The sequence below is a fragment of the Pseudoalteromonas sp. S1609 genome (assembly GCF_005887255.1).
GTDB lineage: Bacteria > Pseudomonadota > Gammaproteobacteria > Enterobacterales > Alteromonadaceae > Pseudoalteromonas.
In genome coordinates this window covers 1-20,825 of record NZ_PNDJ01000017.1, presented here as the reverse complement: position 1 = coordinate 20,825, position 20,825 = coordinate 1, and the positions used below count along the sequence as shown (strand labels likewise).

Annotated in this window: 20 protein-coding genes and 2 pseudogenes; 18 read left to right on the top strand and 4 right to left on the bottom strand. The window is 40.8% G+C overall.

Annotation, left to right across the window (positions count from 1 at the left end; genetic code table 11):
* Positions 1-169 precede the first annotated feature (169 nt).
* From CWB76_RS06130 to CWB76_RS06065, 14 genes and pseudogenes are all read left to right on the top strand, one after another.
* Complete coding sequence (locus tag CWB76_RS06130) at positions 170-2,962, top strand: monovalent cation/H+ antiporter subunit A (RefSeq protein WP_138606207.1); 2,793 nt, start codon at positions 170-172, stop codon at positions 2,960-2,962.
* Complete coding sequence (locus CWB76_RS06125) at positions 2,962-3,309, top strand: Na+/H+ antiporter subunit C (protein WP_054202160.1); 348 nt, start codon at positions 2,962-2,964, stop codon at positions 3,307-3,309. Before CWB76_RS06130 ends, CWB76_RS06125 begins: the two co-directional genes overlap by 1 nt.
* Positions 3,306-4,823: a monovalent cation/H+ antiporter subunit D gene (locus CWB76_RS06120; RefSeq protein WP_138606205.1), complete on the top strand. Its 1,518-nt coding sequence runs from the start codon at positions 3,306-3,308 to the stop codon at positions 4,821-4,823. Before CWB76_RS06125 ends, CWB76_RS06120 begins: the two co-directional genes overlap by 4 nt.
* Positions 4,823-5,359 (top strand): Na+/H+ antiporter subunit E, encoded by a 537-nt coding sequence (locus CWB76_RS06115; protein WP_054202162.1) that lies wholly within the window; start codon positions 4,823-4,825, stop codon positions 5,357-5,359. The genes CWB76_RS06120 and CWB76_RS06115 overlap by 1 nt, the downstream gene beginning before the upstream one ends.
* Positions 5,353-5,622, top strand: coding sequence for a K+/H+ antiporter subunit F (locus CWB76_RS06110; protein WP_008114565.1), 270 nt, complete (start codon positions 5,353-5,355; stop codon positions 5,620-5,622). The genes CWB76_RS06115 and CWB76_RS06110 overlap by 7 nt, the downstream gene beginning before the upstream one ends.
* Before the next feature lie 9 nt (positions 5,623-5,631).
* A complete protein-coding gene (locus CWB76_RS06105) occupies positions 5,632-5,964 on the top strand; it encodes a Na+/H+ antiporter subunit G (RefSeq protein ID WP_008114566.1) in 333 nt (110 codons plus the stop codon).
* 132 nt (positions 5,965-6,096) lie between these two features.
* Positions 6,097-6,591 (top strand): DUF2059 domain-containing protein, encoded by a 495-nt coding sequence (locus CWB76_RS06100; protein ID WP_138606203.1) that lies wholly within the window; start codon positions 6,097-6,099, stop codon positions 6,589-6,591.
* 158 nt (positions 6,592-6,749) lie between these two features.
* Positions 6,750-7,187, top strand: coding sequence for a MerR family transcriptional regulator (locus CWB76_RS06095; protein ID WP_138596719.1), 438 nt, complete (start codon positions 6,750-6,752; stop codon positions 7,185-7,187).
* Positions 7,184-9,424, top strand: coding sequence for a heavy metal translocating P-type ATPase (locus CWB76_RS06090; RefSeq protein ID WP_138606201.1), 2,241 nt, complete (start codon positions 7,184-7,186; stop codon positions 9,422-9,424). Before CWB76_RS06095 ends, CWB76_RS06090 begins: the two co-directional genes overlap by 4 nt.
* A gap of 23 nt (positions 9,425-9,447) precedes the next feature.
* Positions 9,448-9,757, top strand: a pseudogene (locus CWB76_RS20560) (cupredoxin domain-containing protein).
* 93 nt (positions 9,758-9,850) lie between these two features.
* On the top strand, positions 9,851-10,066 hold the full coding sequence (locus CWB76_RS06080; protein ID WP_010391412.1) for a TIGR02450 family Trp-rich protein: 216 nt from the start codon (positions 9,851-9,853) through the stop codon (positions 10,064-10,066).
* Between the two features lie 538 nt (positions 10,067-10,604).
* Entirely contained in the window at positions 10,605-10,817 is a 213-nt protein-coding gene (locus CWB76_RS06075; RefSeq protein WP_010391413.1) for an EF-hand domain-containing protein, read from the top strand.
* Between the two features lie 155 nt (positions 10,818-10,972).
* Positions 10,973-11,185 (top strand): EF-hand domain-containing protein, encoded by a 213-nt coding sequence (locus CWB76_RS06070; RefSeq protein WP_010391414.1) that lies wholly within the window; start codon positions 10,973-10,975, stop codon positions 11,183-11,185.
* A 69-nt stretch (positions 11,186-11,254) separates the two neighbouring features.
* Positions 11,255-11,470 carry an EF-hand domain-containing protein gene (locus tag CWB76_RS06065; RefSeq protein ID WP_010391416.1) on the top strand — a complete coding sequence of 72 codons (216 nt, stop codon included), beginning with the start codon at positions 11,255-11,257 and terminating at the stop codon, positions 11,468-11,470.
* Between the two features lie 66 nt (positions 11,471-11,536).
* On the opposite strand, the gene CWB76_RS06060 is transcribed toward CWB76_RS06065, so the two are convergent.
* Complete coding sequence (locus tag CWB76_RS06060; RefSeq protein WP_138606200.1) at positions 11,537-13,147, bottom strand: M28 family metallopeptidase; 1,611 nt, start codon at positions 13,145-13,147, stop codon at positions 11,537-11,539.
* A gap of 160 nt (positions 13,148-13,307) precedes the next feature.
* Here CWB76_RS06060 and CWB76_RS06055 point away from each other — a divergent pair.
* Positions 13,308-14,679: pseudogene (locus CWB76_RS06055) on the top strand (Gfo/Idh/MocA family protein).
* Positions 14,680-14,748: 69 nt separating this feature from the next.
* On the opposite strand, the gene CWB76_RS06050 reads toward CWB76_RS06055, so the two are convergent.
* Both CWB76_RS06050 and gloB read right to left on the bottom strand, forming a co-directional pair.
* Positions 14,749-16,326 carry a LysM peptidoglycan-binding domain-containing protein gene (locus CWB76_RS06050; RefSeq protein ID WP_041709094.1) on the bottom strand — a complete coding sequence of 526 codons (1,578 nt, stop codon included), beginning with the start codon at positions 16,324-16,326 and terminating at the stop codon, positions 14,749-14,751.
* Between the two features lie 153 nt (positions 16,327-16,479).
* Complete coding sequence (gene gloB / locus CWB76_RS06045) at positions 16,480-17,253, bottom strand: hydroxyacylglutathione hydrolase (protein ID WP_138606198.1); 774 nt, start codon at positions 17,251-17,253, stop codon at positions 16,480-16,482.
* A 53-nt stretch (positions 17,254-17,306) separates the two neighbouring features.
* On the opposite strand from gloB, the gene CWB76_RS06040 reads away from it, so the two are divergent.
* The gene (locus tag CWB76_RS06040) at positions 17,307-18,068 is read left to right on the top strand and encodes a class I SAM-dependent methyltransferase (RefSeq protein ID WP_138606196.1); all 762 of its coding nucleotides are present in this window, start codon (positions 17,307-17,309) and stop codon (positions 18,066-18,068) included.
* 14 nt (positions 18,069-18,082) lie between these two features.
* On the opposite strand, the gene rnhA is transcribed toward CWB76_RS06040, so the two are convergent.
* A complete protein-coding gene (gene rnhA, locus CWB76_RS06035) occupies positions 18,083-18,547 on the bottom strand; it encodes a ribonuclease HI (protein WP_138606194.1) in 465 nt (154 codons plus the stop codon).
* Positions 18,548-18,615: 68 nt separating this feature from the next.
* Between rnhA and dnaQ the strand changes: the two genes are divergently transcribed.
* Positions 18,616-19,329, top strand: a complete 714-nt coding sequence (gene dnaQ, locus CWB76_RS06030) for a DNA polymerase III subunit epsilon (protein WP_010391424.1) — start codon at positions 18,616-18,618, stop codon at positions 19,327-19,329.
* A 9-nt stretch (positions 19,330-19,338) separates the two neighbouring features.
* Positions 19,339-20,709, top strand: coding sequence for a TIGR03503 family protein (locus CWB76_RS06025; RefSeq protein ID WP_138606192.1), 1,371 nt, complete (start codon positions 19,339-19,341; stop codon positions 20,707-20,709).
* The last annotated feature ends 116 nt before the right edge of the window (positions 20,710-20,825 follow it).

The following is a 20,825-nucleotide window of genomic DNA, read 5'->3' as shown; positions in this document are numbered from 1 at the left end:
TTGTTCCGCTAGCGGCGCTTTCTATAGACAAAAACTGCGTTTATCAGTATAACTATACGTATTAATGTTGTTAAAAAACAGACATAAAACGTATACCCAAGTCACTTTGGTATTTAATAATAACAAGTAGCGAATTGATAAACTTTATGATTCAAAAAGGCCCTTCATTATGACTTTGCTCTGGATACCCCTGCTATCCTTATTCGGCAGTGTTATTTCTGCATGCACCGGCAAACTTTCTCGAAATCAGGCAACGAGCCTAACGGCTATTGCGCCGTTAGCCGCGCTTGCAATTACACTTTATCATGCGCCCGCGGTTCTTGCGGGGGAAACCATTCGTTTTAGCGCACAGTGGATACCAGCCTTAGGGTTAGATATTTCCTTGCGCTTGGATGGATTGAGTTTACTGTTTTTATTTATGATTCTAGGAATAGGGTTACTAGTAATTTTGTATGCCCGTTATTACCTAAGTCAAAATGATTCATTGCCAAAACTATTTAGCTACTTAATGTTATTTATGACCGCCATGCTGGGCATTGTTATGTCAAACAATGTGATTCAGTTATGGGTATTTTGGGAGCTAACCAGTATTAGCTCGTTTTTGTTAATCAGTTATTGGTGGCACAAATCAGAGGCGCGCAAGGGGGCGCGCATGGCATTAGCGGTAACTGGCGCCGGTGGTTTAGCCTTACTCGGTGGCTTAATGTTGTTAGGCGATATTGTTGGAAGCTACGACTTAGACACCATTTTAGCTAGCAAAGCGATTATTCAATCTCACGACTTATATGAATTGGCATTAGTACTAGTATTATTAGGTGCTTTTACTAAATCTGCACAATTTCCGTTTCATTTTTGGTTACCGCATGCCATGGCTGCACCTACGCCGGTTAGTGCGTATTTACACTCTGCCACTATGGTAAAAGCAGGTATCTTTTTACTTGCGCGTTTTTACCCCGCATTGGCGGGTACCGATACCTGGTTTTTATTAGTCGGTTTGACCGGTTTAACCACATTATTATTTGGCGCTTATATCGCGTTATTCAAACATGATTTAAAAGGCTTGTTAGCCTATTCAACGATTAGTCATTTGGGTTTAATTACATTATTACTAGGCCTAGATACACAGCTTGCGACCGTTGCCGCTATTTTTCATATTATTAACCACGCGACGTTTAAAGCGTCGTTATTTATGGCAACCGGCATTATTGACCATGAAACCGGTACTCGTGATATGCGTAAACTCAATGGCATGTGGCGCTACTTACCTTATACGGCCACCTTGGCGATGGTGGCTGCTGCCGCTATGGCAGGTGTACCGTTGTTAAATGGTTTCTTATCAAAAGAGATGTTCTTTGCTGAGACACTGCATCAGCAGGTACTTGGCTCAATGTCGTGGCTAATCCCGGTGCTGGCAACTGTAGCGGGTGCGTTGTCGGTGGCGTACTCATCACGCTTTATTCATGACGTGTTCTTTAATGGTGAGCCCATTGATTTACCACGTACCCCTCATGAAGCACCGCGTTATATGCGTGTGCCTATAGAAATCTTAGTGGTACTGTGTATTTTAGTGGGTATTTTTCCACACTTTGCCGTTGATGGTATTTTATCGGCCGCTTCACTAGCCGTACTTGGTGAAGCAATGCCTGAGTATAAATTGACTATTTGGCATGGTTTCAACTTACCTCTACTTATGAGTGGTATGGCGGTAATTGGTGGTTTATTTATTTACGTTAATCGTAAGTACTTGTTCCAATTCCAAGCGTCGTTACCTCCTTTTAACGCTAAAAAAATCTTCGAGCGTTTTTTAGCGGTAGTGGTCAATTGGTGTCAAAACAAAATCCAATCAACAGAAAATGGCTCATTACAACGTTATGTATTTATAATGTTAGGCGTTGTATTACTTGCCTCTGGTTGGCCATTATTTGAAATGAAGCAGCTAGCAGGTAGCGTGCCTAATACACCGGTTGATATTCAAAACGCAATTGGTGCAGGACTACTCATAATAGGTGCAATTGCTACCGTTATTTGGCATCGAATTCGAATGGTGTCGTTATTAATGCTGTCGATTGTGGGGTTAATGGTGTCGGTGGCGTTTACCCGTTTTTCAGCGCCTGACTTGGCCTTAACGCAACTTACTGTAGAAGTAGCCACTATTATACTATTAATGTTGGCACTGTTTTTCTTACCTCAAAGCACGCCAAGAGAGTCAAGCTCATTGCGTATTTTACGTGATGTGGTTATTTCCTCTACCGTGGGGATCATAATTGCTAGTATTTGTTACGCTTTACTGACTCGTCCGCTTGATTCAATTTCTGAGTTCTTTATTGCTAACGCCAAAACAGGCGGTGGTGGCACTAATGTAGTTAACGTTATTTTGGTTGATTTTAGGGGCTTTGATACTTTAGGTGAAATTACTGTACTAGGTATTGCCGCACTGGGCATATTTAAACTGTTATCAAGAATTCCACTTTATATGCCAGCGAGCGATAGTGAAGGGCGTCCATGGTCTAAAGATCGCCATCCTATTTTATTGGCTTGTATTTCTCAAAGCTTACTGCCATTAGCGCTATTAGTGTCTGCTTATATTTTCCTACGCGGTCATAACTTACCTGGAGGAGGCTTTATAGCAGGCCTCGTAACTTCTATTGCCTTTATTTTACAATATATGGCGCATGGTACTGCGTGGATAAATGAACGCTTTGATGTTAACTATCGAAAAATTATTGCATCAGGTATTGCTATTGCCATGTTTACAGGTGTGGGAAGTTGGTTCTTTGACAAGCCATTTTTAACTACCTGGTTTGATTACTTTGATATTCCGTTTGTTGGTAAAACAGAGCTTGCCAGCGCCATTGTATTTGACTTGGGCGTGTACTTAACTGTTGTTGGCGCTACGCTGATGATCCTTGCGAGCTTAGGTAATATGACCGCGAACGCAGAGAAAGAAGAGGTAAATATTTAATGGAACTGTTATACGCATCTTGCGTTGGCGTGTTAGTCACCTGTGGCGTGTTTTTATTGCTAAGAGCACGTACATTCCCAGTGGTACTGGGGCTGACAATGATTTCTTACGCGGTTAATTTGTTTTTATTCTCATCAGGGCGCTTAACAATTAATAAAGCCGTGGTACTAGGGACTGGCGCTGATTACGCTGACCCGCTACCACAAGCCTTAGTGTTAACAGCCATTGTAATTGGCTTTGCGATGACTGCGTTTGTGGTTATTTTATCTATTCGTGGCCGAGCAGATTTAGGCAACGACCATGTTGATGGCACCCTAACTAAAAATAAACGCAAGGAGAGAAAATGATTCAGCATTTAGCATCTTTGCCTATTTTACTGCCAATGCTAGCGGCAATTATTTTGTTGCTCCCACCGTGTGGCAAAAGCTTATTTGCACGCCGATTTATGTCTAGCTTAATGGCTATTTTAACCTTTGCAGTCACAGTATTACTGCTGGTTCAGGTTAAAGATAACGGTATTATTGTTTATGCAATAGGTAACTGGTCTGCACCATTTGGTATTGTACTGGTTGCAGATATGCTCTCGACCTTGTTAGTCACTTTAACCGCCTTTTTGGGGGTTGGCGTGGCTTTATATGGCTGTGCTGGTGATGATGAACAAGGTAGCTTTTTTCACCCTTTAATCCATTTTTTAATATTAGGGGTAAATGGTGCATTTTTAACAGGGGATTTATTTAACGTCTTCGTATTTTTTGAAGTGTTATTAATTGCCTCTTATGCGCTGTTAATGCACGGTGGCGGTAAACCCAAAACGCGCGCGGCTCTGCATTACGTTATTTTAAATTTAGTTGGTTCAAGCGTATTTTTAATTGGTTTAGGTATTTTATACGGTGTATTAGGCACCTTAAATATTGCTGATATGGCCAATAAAGTACCGCAGCTAAGTGGTGACGACGTTTATTTAGCAAAAGCGGGCGGGTTATTATTACTCGTTGTATTTGCACTTAAAAGTGCGTTATTACCATTGCATTTATGGTTACCAAACGCCTACTCAAGTGCCACACCTGTGGTTGCTGCATTATTTGCGATTATGACTAAAGTTGGTGTTTATGCGACCTTACGTGTTTACACGGTTATTTTTGGTGAACAAGCTGGCGAACTTGAGCATATGGCGCAGTCTTGGTTATGGGCGCTGGCTATTGCCACCATAGTGATTGGCGCAATAGGGGTGTTAGCCGCACAAGATTTACGTAAGCTTACCGCTAATTTAGTACTGGTTTCTGTAGGGACGTTGGTGGCATTAGTCGCACTCCAAAACATAAATGCCACCGCTGCATTGCTTTACTATTTAGTGCATTCAACGTTAGTGACTGCGGCGCTATTTTTACTTGCTGATTTAATTGCAACACAACGAGGTAAAGCTGGTGATCGATTAGTTGGAGGGCGTGCAGTAAAGCAACCATTTTTATTAGGTGCGTGTTTTATTATTGCCGGTTTAACCGTTATTGGTATGCCACCTTTTTCGGGCTTTGTTGGCAAAATTTGGATTTTAAAAACGACCTTAAATAGCGAGCAAGCACTGGTATTTTGGCCTGTTTACTTAATTATGAGCTTAGCGCAAATTGTGGCTATATCACGTGCGGGTACTAGTTTGTTTTGGGAACGTAAAGACAAAACAGGTGATGCTAGCGATGTTGCCAATGCCCACCCGCTACAAGTGACCGTGTTAGTTGGTTTATTAGCAAGTTCAATACTACTGGTTATTTTTGGTGACGTGGCAACGCAGTACGCCCTCGAGGCGGCAACACAGCTTCACGATATTAGTGGTGGTATTAATGCGGTACTTAAGGGAGGTATGTAATGCGCTTACAAGCTCGTTTTGGTTGGTTACCTACGCCGTTTCGTAGTCTATTTTTATTTATAGTATGGCTCTTGTTAAACAACAGTGTGTCGGTAGGGCATATTATATTAGGGGCGCTACTCGCGTTGCTAATACCGTTATTTAGTATGTCGTTTAGAGACCCGCAACCGCTGATATTAAAGCCGGGGCTAGCACTTAAGCAATTACTAATCGTACTTTACGATATTATAGTGGCTAATTTGCAAGTGGCATTATTAATACTGGGCCCTTCAAAAAATCTGCGTCCAGGCTTTGTTAAAGTGCCTATAGATTTAATGCATGAAATGCCAATTACTATTTTAGCAAGCTGCGTGTCTTTAACGCCGGGTACGGTAAGTGCCGAGGTTTACCCGCTGATTAAATCGCTTAATGAAGACGATGAACCGGTACAGCGTTATTTATTAATTCACGTGTTAGATTTAGATGATGAGCAAGCGCTTATTAAACAAATAAAAGCACGTTACGAAGCTCCCCTAAAGGAGATATTTCAATGTTAGATACAGTATTACTGATTGTTTTTTCAATGGTTGGATTGTCGTTATTACTTAATCTATGGCGACTTATTATTGGCCCATCAGTACCGGATCGTATTTTAGCGCTCGATACTATGTACATTAACGTGATTGCCTTGATTATTTTATATAGCATTAGCATGGGCACGGGGCTGTACTTTGAAGCAGCCTTACTTATTGCCATGCTTGGGTTTATAAGTACGGTAGCTGTATGTAAGTATTTACTTCGTGGCGACATAATTGAGTAAGGTATTAAAATGATAAGTGAATGGATCGTATCAATATTGCTGCTGTTAGGTGGGTTATTTATTTTAATTGGCTCAATTGGTTTAATTAAATTACCTGATTTTTTTATGCGTTTACATGGGCCAACAAAAGCCACCACTTTAGGTATGGCGAGTATACTTACCGCTGCTATGGTATTTTTTGCTAACTCAGTCAGTGGCTTAAGTGTAAAAGAAATATTAATCACTATATTTCTATTAATCACTGCACCTATTAGTGGCTATATGCTGATTAAAACCGCTATTCATCATAAGCTTAAAGCTAAAGAGGGAACGAAAGGGCTCGATAATATCGAAAAAGATTAGTTCTGGTAATAAACGATTAAAAGCCGAATAAACACCTGTTATTCGGCTTTTTCGTTTTTTAGTTGTCCCCATTTACAACACTTGTTGAACATGTGATTATGACGCTAATTCAAATACAAAAAGGATATTAATATGGGTAAGGTAATACTGCTTTCACTTTTAATTTTTTCAACTAACCTTGCAGCGCAAACTGCCAAACAGCAAAAAATTGATGAGCTGGTAGAAGTGATGAACATGGATGCCATGGTTGACTCCATGTATACGCAAGTTGAGGGCATGATGCAAAATATGTCAGTGCAAATGGGCGTAAAGCCAGATGAGAAAGCAATTTTCGACAAATATTATGCTGATATGACCGAGGTATTAAAAACAAAAATGAGCTGGCAAAAAATGCAGCCGATGATGATTAACCTCTACGATAAACAATTTACTGAACAAGAAATTAGCGACATGTTAGCTTTTTATAAGACAGAGTCAGGGCAGGCTATTTTGAAGAAAATGCCACAAGTAATGCAAGAATCAATGCAAATGTCACAAGCCTTAGTACAAGACGCTATGCCTGAAATTCAAGCAATTGCGGGTGAGCTTGGTGAAGCACTTAAGCAATCTCGAAGCAAAGCAAACTAAGCACTATAGTAACTCTCAAATTTAGCAGTCACATATTGTGGCTGCTCTTATCTTAACTTTCTTTCGCACTCCCAGCCATATGCTTAATTAATTGTTGACCTATGTGTTACACATAGGTTTATTATGTTGTCATTACATAGCCAGCCAGAGGTTTAATGATGTACGTAAAGCAATTAGCCAATACTATGGGCGTGACCCAAGACACAGTTCGTCATTACACGCGAATAAAGCTGCTTAATCCTATTCGTGGTGAGCGCAATGGTTATCAAGTGTATACCGCAGCCGATCAGCAACGTTTAAAGTTTATCATTAGTGCGCGTCAACTCGGTTTCTCAATAAAAGATATTCAACAAATTATTGCACAGTCGGAGCAAGGGCAGTGCCCTTGTCCGCTCACACGACAATTAATAGCAAAGCGACTAGAGGAAACAGAGCAGCACTTTCAAGAAACACTTAAATTACGCACGCGAATGCAAGCAGCGGTTAAACAGTGGGATAAATCGCCTGATGGGGCTGTAAGTGCAGATATATGTAGCTTAATAGAGACCTTTGTTGATCCAATCTCTGAAGTTAAAAATACTAAGGAAGCGTTATGAGTAATCAATCCACCACTCAAAACTTTATGATTGAAGGCGCAAATTGTGGCAGTTGCGTGGCTAAAATAGAGAAAGCACTGAAAAATGTAAAGGGTGCGCAGCGCGTTGAAATGAACTTTGCCGATCGAACTGTGCAAGTAGAAGGTTCGGCTAAGGCTGAGCAGCTAATGCACGCTGTCGCTGATATTGGCTATCAAGCTAAACCTATGAATAGTGATTCTCAACAAGACGCCCTAGATGAAAAAGCCGAAGCTGATAACACGCACTATAAAAAGCTCATGCGCAATATGCTATTGGCATTGGGTTTGGGTGCGCCATTAATGCTTTACGGTTTAATTTTTGATATGAGTGTCACTAGCAATGCCCAGCGTATTGGCTGGTTTATTGTTGGAATGATGACATTGGTCGTAATGATTGTGTCGGGTAAGCAATTTTATACTGGCGCATGGCAGTCATTTAAAAATCATACGGCTAATATGGATACCTTGATTGCGCTTGGTACGGGAACAGCCTGGCTATATTCAATGGTGGTGGTGAGCATGCCAAGTCTATTACCAGAGGTGGCTAGGCACGTTTATTTTGAAGCCTCAGCAATGATCATAGGCTTAATTAGTCTTGGCTTAGCTTTTGAAGTAAAGGCGCGAGGGCGTACCTCTGAGGCTATTAAACGCTTAATTGGTTTACAACCTAAAACGGCACGGGTGATCCGAGATAACCAAGAGCAAGATGTAGCTATAAGCCAAGTTATTAAAGATGACTTGATTCGTGTCCGCCCTGGAGAGAAAATTTCAGTCGATGGAGATGTTATTGAAGGCAGCAGTACACTAGATGAATCAATGCTCACTGGTGAACCGATGCCGGTTAATAAAGGTGAGGGTGACAAGGTTGTTGCTGGCAGTATTAATAAAAGTGGTACTTTGTTGTTTAAAGCAACCCATATAGGCAGCGAAACCACCTTAGCGAATATTATTAATATGGTTAAACGTGCACAAAACTCTAAACCCTCAATTGGACGCTTAGCTGATGTTATTTCAGGCATATTTGTACCCACAGTGATGATTATTGCGGTGCTAGCAGGCTTAGCATGGCTTAACTTTGGCCCACAGCCGAGTATTGCTTATGCGGTTGTTGCAATAACCACAGTTTTAATTATTGCTTGCCCGTGTGCACTTGGCTTAGCTACACCGATGTCAATTATGGTCGGCATAGGTAAAGCTGCTCAGTCGGGTATACTTATTCGTAACGGTGAAGCGCTACAAACAACAGCTAAAATCACCACCATGATCTTAGACAAAACAGGCACTATAACCGCAGGTAAGCCAACCGTAACCGATGTGGTTACGTTCAACCAATGCGACAGTACAGAGGTGCTAAAGTTAGCAGCTAGTCTTGAAAGTAGTTCTGAGCATCCATTAGCCGAAGCCATTGTTAATTATGCTAAAAACCAAAATATTACCCTTGAAAAAGTCAGTAATTTTAATGCTATCACTGGGCAAGGTGTGACCGGTACCATTAATGAGCAAAGCCTATTGTTTGGCAATCAGGCACTGATGAAAAGCCACAATATAGATATTGCAGAGGCAATACCTCAAGCCGAGCAGCTTGCCAACGCTGCTAAAACGCCGATGTACTTTGCTATTGGCAATCAATTACATGCCATAATCGCAGTTGCTGACCCAATAAAAGAAGACTCAGCTGAGGCCATTAAACGCTTACAAAATAATGGTATTCATGTGGTTATGCTGACAGGCGATAACCAAGCGACCGCTAAAGCCGTTGCCAGCAAAGTCGGTATTACAGACTTTATAGCGCAAGTAATGCCAGATGATAAAGCCGGTGAAGTGACTAAGCGCCAATCTCAAGGTGAAATTGTGGGCATGACTGGCGATGGTATAAATGATGCGCCAGCGTTGGCACAAGCCGATGTTGGATTTGCCATTGGCACTGGTACAGATGTAGCTATTGAAAGTGCGGATATAACGCTGATGCGAGGCTCACTTCATGGTCTTGCAGATGCCATTGCAATTAGTGGCGCAACCATAACTAATATTAAACAAAATTTGTTTGGGGCGTTTATTTATAACATTGCGGGTATTCCGATTGCTGCAGGGCTGTTGTATCCGTTTTTTGGTTTACTACTAAACCCAGTCGTAGCTGGCGCGGCAATGGCTTTATCATCGCTTACTGTAGTCACTAATGCAAACCGATTACGTTATTTTAAAGCCAGTAACTCGTAACTTTATTTATAGGGGATTTAATTATGCTATTAATTAATTTATTAGGCGTTTTACTTATTGTCGCTATTATTTATTGGTTTTGGTTGTATGAGCCGAAGTAAACAGTCATAGCAATCAAATAGCCATTACTGTGGGTAACGGGGTGTATTAATTATCCAGCGTATATTAAGGTAGCAGCGAACAGGCCTCTGACCCTGAATCGACAAGACGGTTCTCCTTGCGCTGAAACAGTGATTTTCCCCCGCTTGAACTCGTGAAACGCCAAGTATAGGTGAAAATGCGGCTATTGAATTACTTTCGCTTGATGCTGGAGAATATGCTTTTCATTGCTAAATACAAATGTTTAAAGGAAAGTTTTTGGTTTTTTAATAAAACTAAACGTATCACTGATGCGTATTATCAAGCAGAAAACATAAAAGGTGTAGTATGAATAAATTAAACCCTAAAAAACTGCTAAATAGTAAATGGACTGCCATCCCAGCTATTAATAAAGAAAAGCACTTTATTATTGTTGAGGTAGAATTTGATGAAGACGCTAATGTGATTGAATGTATCACTGAAGCGGTGATGTCAAAAAATCAATATCCTATTCAGTGGCGCGATTTAAAAGATGAACAAAGGTGGCGCCAAGGCTGGAAGTGACCGCTTGTACTCATGCCCAAATAAGTGGGTATGAGTGATATCAAATTAGTATCCCGCACGAGATTCATTCATTGCTTTAAGTATTTATTCGCCATACGGCGACAAATCCTTGCTTTTTCTCTCCCCGTTAAAAAAATTAATTTATATTTTTCTACAAATCAATTTAAGTTGTTTATTTTCAATTTGTTATCTATTTAATTTAACCTGTTTAATTTCGCGTTGTTAATTTGTTCAGTGGCGATTTATCTCTATAGCGACTCAGTTTTATTGTTTTATTTTGAATTGAAGATAGGTGTGTCTTTTTTAGATGATTTAACTTGTTGAATTTTAATGGGTATTTTTTTAGTTAAAAGTAGCTGTTGCAAAAGAGCAACAAAATGTTGGGCATTTTTAAGTAAAAATCACATTTTTATTTTTAACTTATTGTTTATAAATAAAAAATTAAACATGGCATCGAAGTTGTAATACCTAAGCTGTATTTAGCAAAAAGTGATTAAGCTTAACGCTTAACCTTACAACCCAATGAAGGAATTACGTTATGACAACATTTAAATCAACACTGGTATTAATGGCACTTGCTTCTTCATCTGTGGCGTTTGCTGCAACAGATTTTGACACACTGGATGTGGATGGTAATGGCGCAATAAGCCAAGCTGAAGCATCAGTAGACGCTTCACTTATGAGTAAGTTTACAGAGCTTGATACGGATAAAAACGGCGAGCTTTCTAAAGCAGAATTTTCTAAGGCTTAAAAGGCCAATGCTCAACGCTATTACATATTCTGAGTTGCCAAAGACAACCTAAATAGGCAAGGGAGCCTATGAAAGAGAATAACTAGGATGTACGGTTGTAGCGTTGAGTTAATTAATTTATACCCAAACATTGCATACTTTGAAGGATTAATATTATGAAAAAATTACAGTCAACTCTTGTACTTATGGCACTTGCTTCTTCATCTGCAGTATTTGCCAGCACAGACTTTGAAACTCTTGATGTAGATGGTAGTGGCGCAATTAGCCAAGCTGAAGCATCGGTTGCGGCCGAACTTATGGAGCAGTTTGCAGAGCTGGACGTAGATGGCAATGGTGAACTTTCTAAAGACGAATTTTCAGCATACTAACTTTATAATTCCCTAAGGATCTTTGAAAAGGATTTCTTACCCACTTTTTTATTAAGCTAAGGATTTATTATGAAAACATTTACTAAAACGCTTGCTTTAATTGCACTTGCTTCGTCTTCTGCCGCTTTTGCTGCGGTTGACTTTGATTCTTTTGATTCTGATGGCGACGGCGTTATTAGCCAGTCTGAAGCACAAGCTAATTCACAATTAGCTAAATTATTTGATGACTTAGATACTGACGGGAATGGTGAATTATCTAAGCAAGAATTTGCTAAAGTTCAGTAACAAACATGCACAATCTTTAACGATACAGATAAAAGCAGCCGAGTAATTTCTCGGCTGCTTTTTTATTTACTTATCTTCTAAACGTTTGGCTTTAAAATCAGACTCGCTTGTCCACTTAGGCCAATCGCCATTATTGGCAAGTTGTCTGGCTATATCTATAACCAGCTCGATATCTTGTTTTGCACCAGCTAATGACCATGTATCTGAATAGTCGTCGGCTTCTTTATGGTATTTATGACTGATGTAGTCAGGGTCGGTATCACCTAAGCTCATAAACAGTAAACTTGGCACGCCTTGTTTAGCGAGTGAGAAATGATCTGATCTAAAAAACAATCCATTTTGTGGGCGAGGATCCATTTTTACCACGCGTCCTTGTGCTTTAGCCGCGCTTGCTAAGTAATGCTCCATTTCGGATAAGTTGCTACCGTATTGCAAAATATAATCGGTTTCATCGAGCACGTTCATACCATCGATATTTAATAATCCGACCATTTTTTTGGTGGCAATCATGTTCCCATTGGCAAATTCTTCTGAGCCAATTAGACCTGTTTCTTCGGCAGTAAAGTTAGCAAACAGGATTGAGCGTTTAAATGGCTTTTGCTGATGCATCTTGCTCATAATGCGAGCTATTCCAAGTGTTGTTGCGGTGCCTGAAGCATTATCGACTGCGCCATTATAAATTTTAGGTCCACTGTCGGTTTGTTTAGTACCAAAATGGTCCCAATGGGCACTAATAATAACGTATTCGTCAGGGGTTTCACTGCCTGTAATTTGTGCAACCACATTATGTGATTTAGCGTGTGACACTTCATTTTTAAATGCAAGGTTCGCCTTTAAGTTCAATTCCTTGGCTTGAAATTGCTTACTTAATGCGTGTTGCTTTAATTGTTGATAATTTAAGTTTGCCGATGCGAATACTTGTTCAGCCGCATTAAGTGTTAACCAGCCCATAACCGGCAGTTCAGATGCATTAAGGCTGTTGTCCATTAAGCTATACTCGGTGCCCGTGTTTGAGCTTTCAACCACGCCCCAAGGGTATGCGGCAGGGGCTGTTTCATGAACAATAAATACCGCTTTTGCACCTTGGCGCGCGGCTTCTTCATATTTATAAGTCCAGCGGCCATAGTAGGTCATGGCATTGCCTGTAAATAGTGTATCGTCTTGGGTGGCAAAGCCCGGATCGTTCACCAGCACAATAACGGTTTTATCGGTTACATCAACATTGGCATAGTCGTTCCAGTTATATTCTGGCGCGTTAATTCCATAACCAACAAACACAATATCGCTATTGCGGACATCAATAATCGGCTGTAACTGCTTTGTACGGGCGGTGAAGTCTTTACCTGCAGTAAAGCTAAGCTCTCCCATAGTTAATTGCATTTTTTGATCTGCAGTTAGCATGGCCATTTTAACTGGCTGTAAATATTTCCCTTGATACGCGCCAGACAACCCCATAGCTTGGTATTGCTCACTTAAATAACCAACGGTTTTAACTTCACCTAAGGTAAGCGGGCCGCGTCCTTCAAAGTCATCTGATGCTAAGGTTTTAATATGCTGCTTAAGATTGTTTAAACTAACGCCTGAGCTGTTTTCAAGAGATGAAGCTGGAGTTGTAGGCTCAGAGCAACCCGTTAGTGCAATAGCTAAAAAAAGTGCAGTGATTTTTATATAAGACATAACTACTTAAAATAATAATTTTTTCGACTATAACCCCAAGTAACCGTTAAATGCGAATTTTTATCTCTTTTAACCTTATTTTTATGTCGCTTACCTCTTCACCTATTTACCCGTTCATCGCCTTTAGGTAAGTTAAAACAATAACAAAAGGGATAAAGCAATGAAGCAATTTAATCGTCGAGACTTTTTAAAAGCAGCCAGTGTTGCCGCAGCTGCCGGTGTAGTGAGTGGTTGTGCATCAAGTGGAAGTGCTAATGCAAGCGCACCAAAACAGCAAGGGCGCAGCGTTATTGGTTTAGTCGCGCCTAAAATGGATGTGGTTAGAGTGGGCTTTATTGGTGTGGGTCAGCGCGGTTATGGACATGTAAAGCGCATGAGCCATATTGAAGGTGCGCAAATAGTCGCTATTTGTGACACGCACACTGAGGTGCTAGAGCGAGCTGCCAATTATTTAGTTGATAAAGGGATAGCTAAGCCGGCGTTATATACTGGCAGTGAGCGGGCCTATCAACAAATGCTTTGAACGACAAGACATAGATATAGTCATTATTTCTACTCCTTGGGCATGGCATGCACCTATGGCTATCGATACTATGAACAGCGCAAAACATGCTTTTGTTGAAGTGCCCTTGGCACTGACTGTTGACGAAATGTGGCAGATTGTAGATACCGCCGAACGTACTCAAAAAAATTGCATGATGATGGAAAATGTGAATTACGGTCGCGACGAGTTAATGGTATTAAACATGGTGCGCCAAGGTGTATTTGGGGAGCTGTTACATGGCGAAGCGGCCTATATTCATGAGCTTCGTTGGCAAATGAAAGAGCTTGAGCACAAAACAGGCTCATGGCGAACGCAATGGCATGCAAAACGTGATGGTAACTTATACCCGACCCATGGATTAGGCCCTGTATCGCAATATATGAATATAAACCGTGGCGATAGGTTTGATTTTTTAACCTCAATGAGCTCACCTTCGCTGGGTAGAAGTGCCTATGCACAACGTGAATTTGCAGCGGATCATTCCCGAAATCAGCTTAATTATATTGCCGGTGATATGAACACGACACTGATTAAAACTCTCAAGGGGCGCAGTATTATGGTACAGCACGATACAACAACCCCTCGGCCATACTCTCGACATAATTTAATCCAAGGGACGAATGGGGTGTTTGCCGGTTTCCCTAATCGTATTGCGCTTGAAAATGGCGGATCAACAAGCTTTCATGAGTGGGATTATGATATGAGCGCATGGTATGAGCAGTACGACCATCCCCTATGGATTAAAATGGGTGAAGAAGCACAGCGCAATGGCGGCCACGGGGGCATGGACTTTTTAATGTTTTGGCGAATGATTTATTGCCTAAGAAATGGCGAACCGCTGGATCAGGACGTTTACGATGGCGCAGCATGGTCGGTTATTTCACCGTTATCAGCCCTGTCTGTGAGTGAGCGTAGCCGCTCAATCGATATTCCCGATTTTACTCGCGGTGCATGGCAAACAGCACAGCCTTTATGCATTGTAGGCTAAGGTTTATAGCAGGCATAAAAAAAGAGCGCATGCGCTCTTTTTTTATTTAACAGTTTTTTACAATAAGGATCAGCTACTTCTTACATCTACTTTTAATTTAAGCTTTTGTCCTGGCTGTAAGTATTTTTGTCCGGCAAGGTTATTCCATTTAATAATATCGCTCACTGTTAAATTAAACTTAGACGCTATACGCGCTAAAGAATCGCCTCGGCGCACTTTGTAGGTAATAGTACGATTAGTATTACTCGTTGACTTTTTAGGCTGGCTAGCTGACTTATAAACTACCAATTTTTGATTTAAACGCAGTACTGCATTTTTTTTCAGCTTATTCCACTTAGCTAATTCACTCATAGTTACATCGTATTCGCGGCTAATATCCCATAGGGTATCGCCACTTTTTACCGTATGAGAAAGTTTAGTGCGTAAACTTTTATTAGCGGCCGCACGTACTTGCTGAGGCAAATGTTCACTGTTAATTTTACCATCAGTGAGTGGTACTAAAATTTGTTGACCCACACGAATTACGTTTGAGTTAAGCTTATTTAATGACTTAATCGCGCTGATACTAGTGGTAAATTTATCTGCAATCACCGACAAGCTATCGCCACGTTTGACCTTATATTGCTGCCAACGAAGACGGTTTTTAATCGCTGTAGCGGTAAGCTTTTCAGTGAATTGTTCTACTTTATCGGTAGGAAGTAATAAAAAGTGTGGGCCATCAGGATCGGTTGCCCAGCGGTTAAATCCTGGATTTAATCGATATAGTTCGGTAAGGGTCATATCGGCCATATCCGCAGCCAGTGCTAAATCTATTTGTGACTCAATATTAACCACTTCGACTACTTGTGCGTTAATTATTGGCTTCCACGACACTTTAAACTCATCTGCACGTTTTAGTAAATCAGCTAAAGCTAATAATTTAGGCACGTAGGCGGTGGTTTCACGAGGTAAATCTAGTGACCAAAAGTCGGTAGGTAAATGCTTTTTACGATTCTTTTTAATCGCACGCAGCAAGCGGCCTTCACCTGAGTTATAGGCGGCAATTGCGTTCAGCCAATCACCTTCAAGGGTTTTGTGTAAGTACGAGAGATAATCAAGTGCAGCGCGAGTAGACTGCACAATATCGCGACGACCGTCATACCACCAGTTTTGTTTTAAATCGAAACGCTCGCCGGTTGCGGGCATAAACTGCCAAATACCCGATGCAGTACGGTGCGAATAGCCATAAGGGTCGAACGCACTTTCTACAATGGGTAAAAGTGCAATTTCGATGGGCATTTCACGCTTTTCAATTTCTTCAACAATAAAATGTAAATACGGCTCAGCACGTTTAGAAATGCGATCTAGGTATGCCTGATGACGTGCATAATAATTACGCTCAGCGACCACTGGGCGATTTTGTGGAATATCAATAGATAATTGGTAACGAATACGCTCCCAAACATCGTCAAACACAGGGGCTTCTTCTTCAATATCATTTACTTGTTGATATTGCGCATTAATCATTAATGCAGTGCTAATATCATTTGGGCTGGCGCCTTCAAGTTGGTTTTGAACTTGATTTTGTGAATCTGTGTCTAATGTTGTCAATGTTTGACAACCGCTTAGCGTCATCGCTAAAACCAATAAAAGAGGAGATTTATTCATAAATACCAATACATAGGGTAAAAAACTCGGCGAATACTACTCATTATGAGCCAACATTGCCACCTGTCATCGTTAAAAATCCAAACAAATATAATTAGAAAGTGTTAACTTATTGTTATTTAAAATGAACAGTTAATTATTTTTGTTACTGGCTTAAAAATTATCTTTGAACATCCTCAGACTAGCAAAGTTTTCCCAAGGTTCATTGTTTTTTGTAACTAAACAATACTCTTTTGGTAATGACTTTGTAATATCGGGCAAATTACTACGCATAAAAGGGTTAACTTTAAGCTCTTGGCCTATGGTGCTTGGCAAGCTTATTTCATCATTTTTTCGCAATTCATCTACTTTCTGGCTGTAAGCGAGTAATTCGGGGTTTCGTGGCTCAACCGCTTTTGCAAAGGCCAAGTTTGCCTGGGTGTATTCGTGGGTGCAATACACTTTGCAATCACTTGGCAATGCTCGCAACTTATTAAATGAATGCCACATTTGCTCTGGGCTGCCTTCAAATAAGCGCCCACAACCACCACTAAATAAGGTGTCGCCAGTAAAGGCCAGTGCATCATTAATATAACAAATATGGTCTAGGGTGTGCCCAGGTGTGGCTATAATTTCAAATGGAATGTTTAAAACGCTAATTGTGTCACCTTCATTTAAAGGCATTGTTATTCCCTCAAATGGGCTATTACTAGGGCCATAAACTGCAATGTTTGGGTACTGCTTTACTAATTGAGCTACGCCATCGGTATGATCATAATGATGATGGGTAATTAAAATACCGCCAAGGGTTAAGTTATGCTGTGCTAAATGCTCTAAAACTGGTGCTGATTGCCCAGGGTCAACCACCCACGCTTGGTTATTCTGTTCGGTGGTTAAGCACCAAATGTAGTTATCAGAAAAGGCTTTAATTGCTTTGACTTGCACCATGTATCGTTGCTCTATAAAGTGGTATTTAATTAATATTATAACGAGCTTATATAATGAAACCAGCCCTTAGTTTTCAAGAAGGTCCCAAACCGTTGTCCTGGCAGCAGTTTCCGCATGGTGATTATTTACGTTGTGATATAGAACGCAAATTGTCGCCGTGGTTACCGCGTATGTTTGGCTATCATATGCTTAAATTAGGTAATTTAAGTGCTGAGCTAGATACAAGCAAAAGCTCCATTAAGCATCAAGTATGCGTTGCAGAGCCTGGCCCATACACGGGGGTGGTTGCCGATATAGACGAACTGCCTTTTTATGAGCACTCTATAGATGCTTGCATTATGAGCCATTGTTTAGAATATCACTCAGATCCACATCATATTTTACGTGAGGCTCATCGAACCCTTATTCCAGGCGGTTATATCGCCATTACGGGTTTTAATCCGTTTAGCTTTTGTGGGTTAGCGCAGTTACTGCCGTTTAGCCGTCAAAAATTACCGTGGACAGGCCGATTTTTCACACCAGCACGGGTTAAAGATTGGCTAAATTTACTTGGATTTGAAATTGTGGCCGATGAGCGCTTTATTTATTCGTCGTTGGCACGCGGTAATCGCTTATCGCGGTTCGCATTTTGGCGCAGCTTTACCAAGCAATATTTAAAACCTATGGGGAGTGTGTATATGCTGGTGGCACGAAAGCGTGTTGCGCCACTTACGCCAATAAAACCTAAGTGGCATGCTCGCCCACAATTTGCGCCAATAAAAGGGGTAGGGCTTAGGCAAACCTCAAAACAGCATTATCAACAAAATAAAAAATAGAATGATGTAGAGGGTTACGGTTGGTAACCTTCATCATCGAGTAAATTGTTGCTGCTGGCTGCATCACGAGCAAGGTCGTCAACAATTTCGTTATATTTGTGGCCACTGTGGCCTTTTACCCATTTCCAGGTAACGTTGTGCTCGGCACAGGCTTTGTCGAGACGTTTCCATAAATCGACATTTTTAACCGGTTTTTTAGCAGAGGTTTGCCAACCGCGTTTTTTCCAATTGGTGATCCAAGACTCAATACCCTGCTTAACATATTGGCTATCGGTAGTCAGGGTTACAGGGCAGGCACGATTAAGAGATTCTAGCGCCACAATGGCTGCCAGCATTTCCATACGGTTGTTGGTTGTAAGCTTATAACCTTGGCTTAATTTTTTTTCATGGGCTTCATAAATCATAAAAATACCATAACCACCGGGGCCTGGATTACCTAAACACGAACCATCGGTGTAAATCTCTACGGTTTTTTGCACTGTTTTACCTTGATATTATGTACAATAAAGTGATTATAGAAAGATACCAGAGTCAGGCTTAATTCGATATGGCACGCAGACAAATAGTTTTAGATACAGAAACCACCGGCATCGACCCTAAACAAGGGCATCGTATCATTGAGATCGGCTGTGTGGAGCTTATGAATCGCCGGTTAACCGGCAATAATTTTCACGTTTACATTAATCCGCAGCGCAGCATTGAAGAAGAAGCAATCGATGTTCATGGTATTACTAATGAATTTTTACGCGACAAACCGCTTTATCGTGACATTGCCCAAGAGTTTTTTGACTATATTAAAGGGGCTGAGTTAGTTATTCATAATGCGCCGTTCGATATTGGCCATATGGATAATGAATTTGCGTTATTAAACCAAGGCTATCAAAACACCCATAGTTTTTGTGGCGTGCTTGATACCCTTAAAATGGCGCGTGACTTGCATCCAGGACAGAAGAACAACCTTGATGCACTTTGTCGCCGCTATGATGTTGATAACACTAAGCGTACATTACACGGCGCCTTACTGGATTCTGAAATTTTAGCCGATGTTTACCTGGCAATGACCGGTGGACAAGTAAAGCTAAACCTAAATCAAAACAAAGATGACTCAAGTGAAGATCAAAAAGGCGGTATTAGACGCCTAAGTAGCGACAGGGCGCCTTTGGTAGTTATAGCAGCTAACGATGCAGAGCAAAGCGCACATCAAACGCGTTTAGACATTGTACAAAAGGAGGGCGGCCATTGTTTATGGCGCGCTGAATAGGGCATTATTATGAAAACGCTATTAGTAGTTTCACTGCTTTTAATTGCCGTGTGTTTCCACCCCGATGCACACAGCGTAAAGCAAGTTGAAGAGTTAAAAGGCAGCGGTAAACAAAATGAAATCCCGTTACTGGATAACCGTTTTCGTGTTGATGACAAAATTGATGAAATAAAATTAATATTTTTTAGACGCACAGGATCGCCTGCCGTAATTTTAGTAAGACCCGATGGTACTAAATACTTTGCAACCAATGCGGTGAGAAACACTAGTCTTGATTGGTACGATGAATTAAATTATGACTTAGTGGTTATTCGCAATCCCATGCCTGGGCCGTGGCAAGTTATTGGCCAAATAATGCCAGAAAGCCGCATTGTTGTTATTGGTGAGTTATCGCTAAAAGTAGACCCACTGCCTAAAATTCTGTTTCAGGGTGAAACTGTAAAGGTAACTGGTGAGATTTTAAATGATGGCGAGCCGATTCGCGCCAACCTATTTAAAGATGCGGTATCGCTTAATGTAAGCTTTGTGAGCACCAATAATGAAAACTTTGAAAACTTTGGTGCAGGCATACAGCAAGTAACTGAATTCAAAGATGATGGCTACGGGTTCGATGAAAGCGCTAAAGACGGTGTCTTTACCGGTGAGTTTACCTTAAATTTCACACCTGGCGAGTGGCGCCCTGAGCTTTATATTACCACTGATGTATTAGAGAGGCGGGTGGTTCAAGAACCTATTGTTGTGCATGAGCCGCCTTTTAGCTTCACCTCCATTGAAGCAACTGAGGAGGGGGAAGATCACCGTATTACCATCAATATTGATGATAAGCTTTTAAAACCTGAAACGGTGATCATGCAAGGTAAAATTTATTACCCCAATGGCGAAGAGCAGGTATTTTACTTAGATAGCAACAGCACCACAGCAAGAGAGCTGGCTTTACAAGATTATGGTTGGGGACGCTACAATATTGAAATCTCTGTTTTTGGCTCAACAATCAATGACCGAGAGTTTATGGCTACATTGCCAACCTATTTATTTGAAATAGAAAGACCGATTGAAGTGATTCCAGAAATTCCAGTTGCCAGTGTTAGCGAACCAGAAATTATTCCTGTGCCAGTTGTAAAACCAAAAGTAATGGCCACGGGATTAATGGTTAGTTTAATTGTTGGTGGAAATTTGGCCATTTTATTTATAGGTTGGTTATGTATTCGTGTTTTTGTGCAGAACAAACCATTAAAACTTAAATTGAATTTAGCTTTTTTAAATAAAAAGAAAGCTGTTGAGTCAAAAAAAGCTGAACAGCAAAAATCAGATGAACCAGAAAGTAGCTCAAAAAATGATAAATCAGGTGGAATTTTAAACCTTTCGATGTCAGATGACTAAAAAACCTGTAAAAAAACAAAAAAGCCCTTGACGAAGCAGAGGCTGGTTCGTATTATTCACGCCGCTGTCAGGGGAGACTCAGACAGAAACGAAAATGCGGAGTGGTAGTTCAGTTG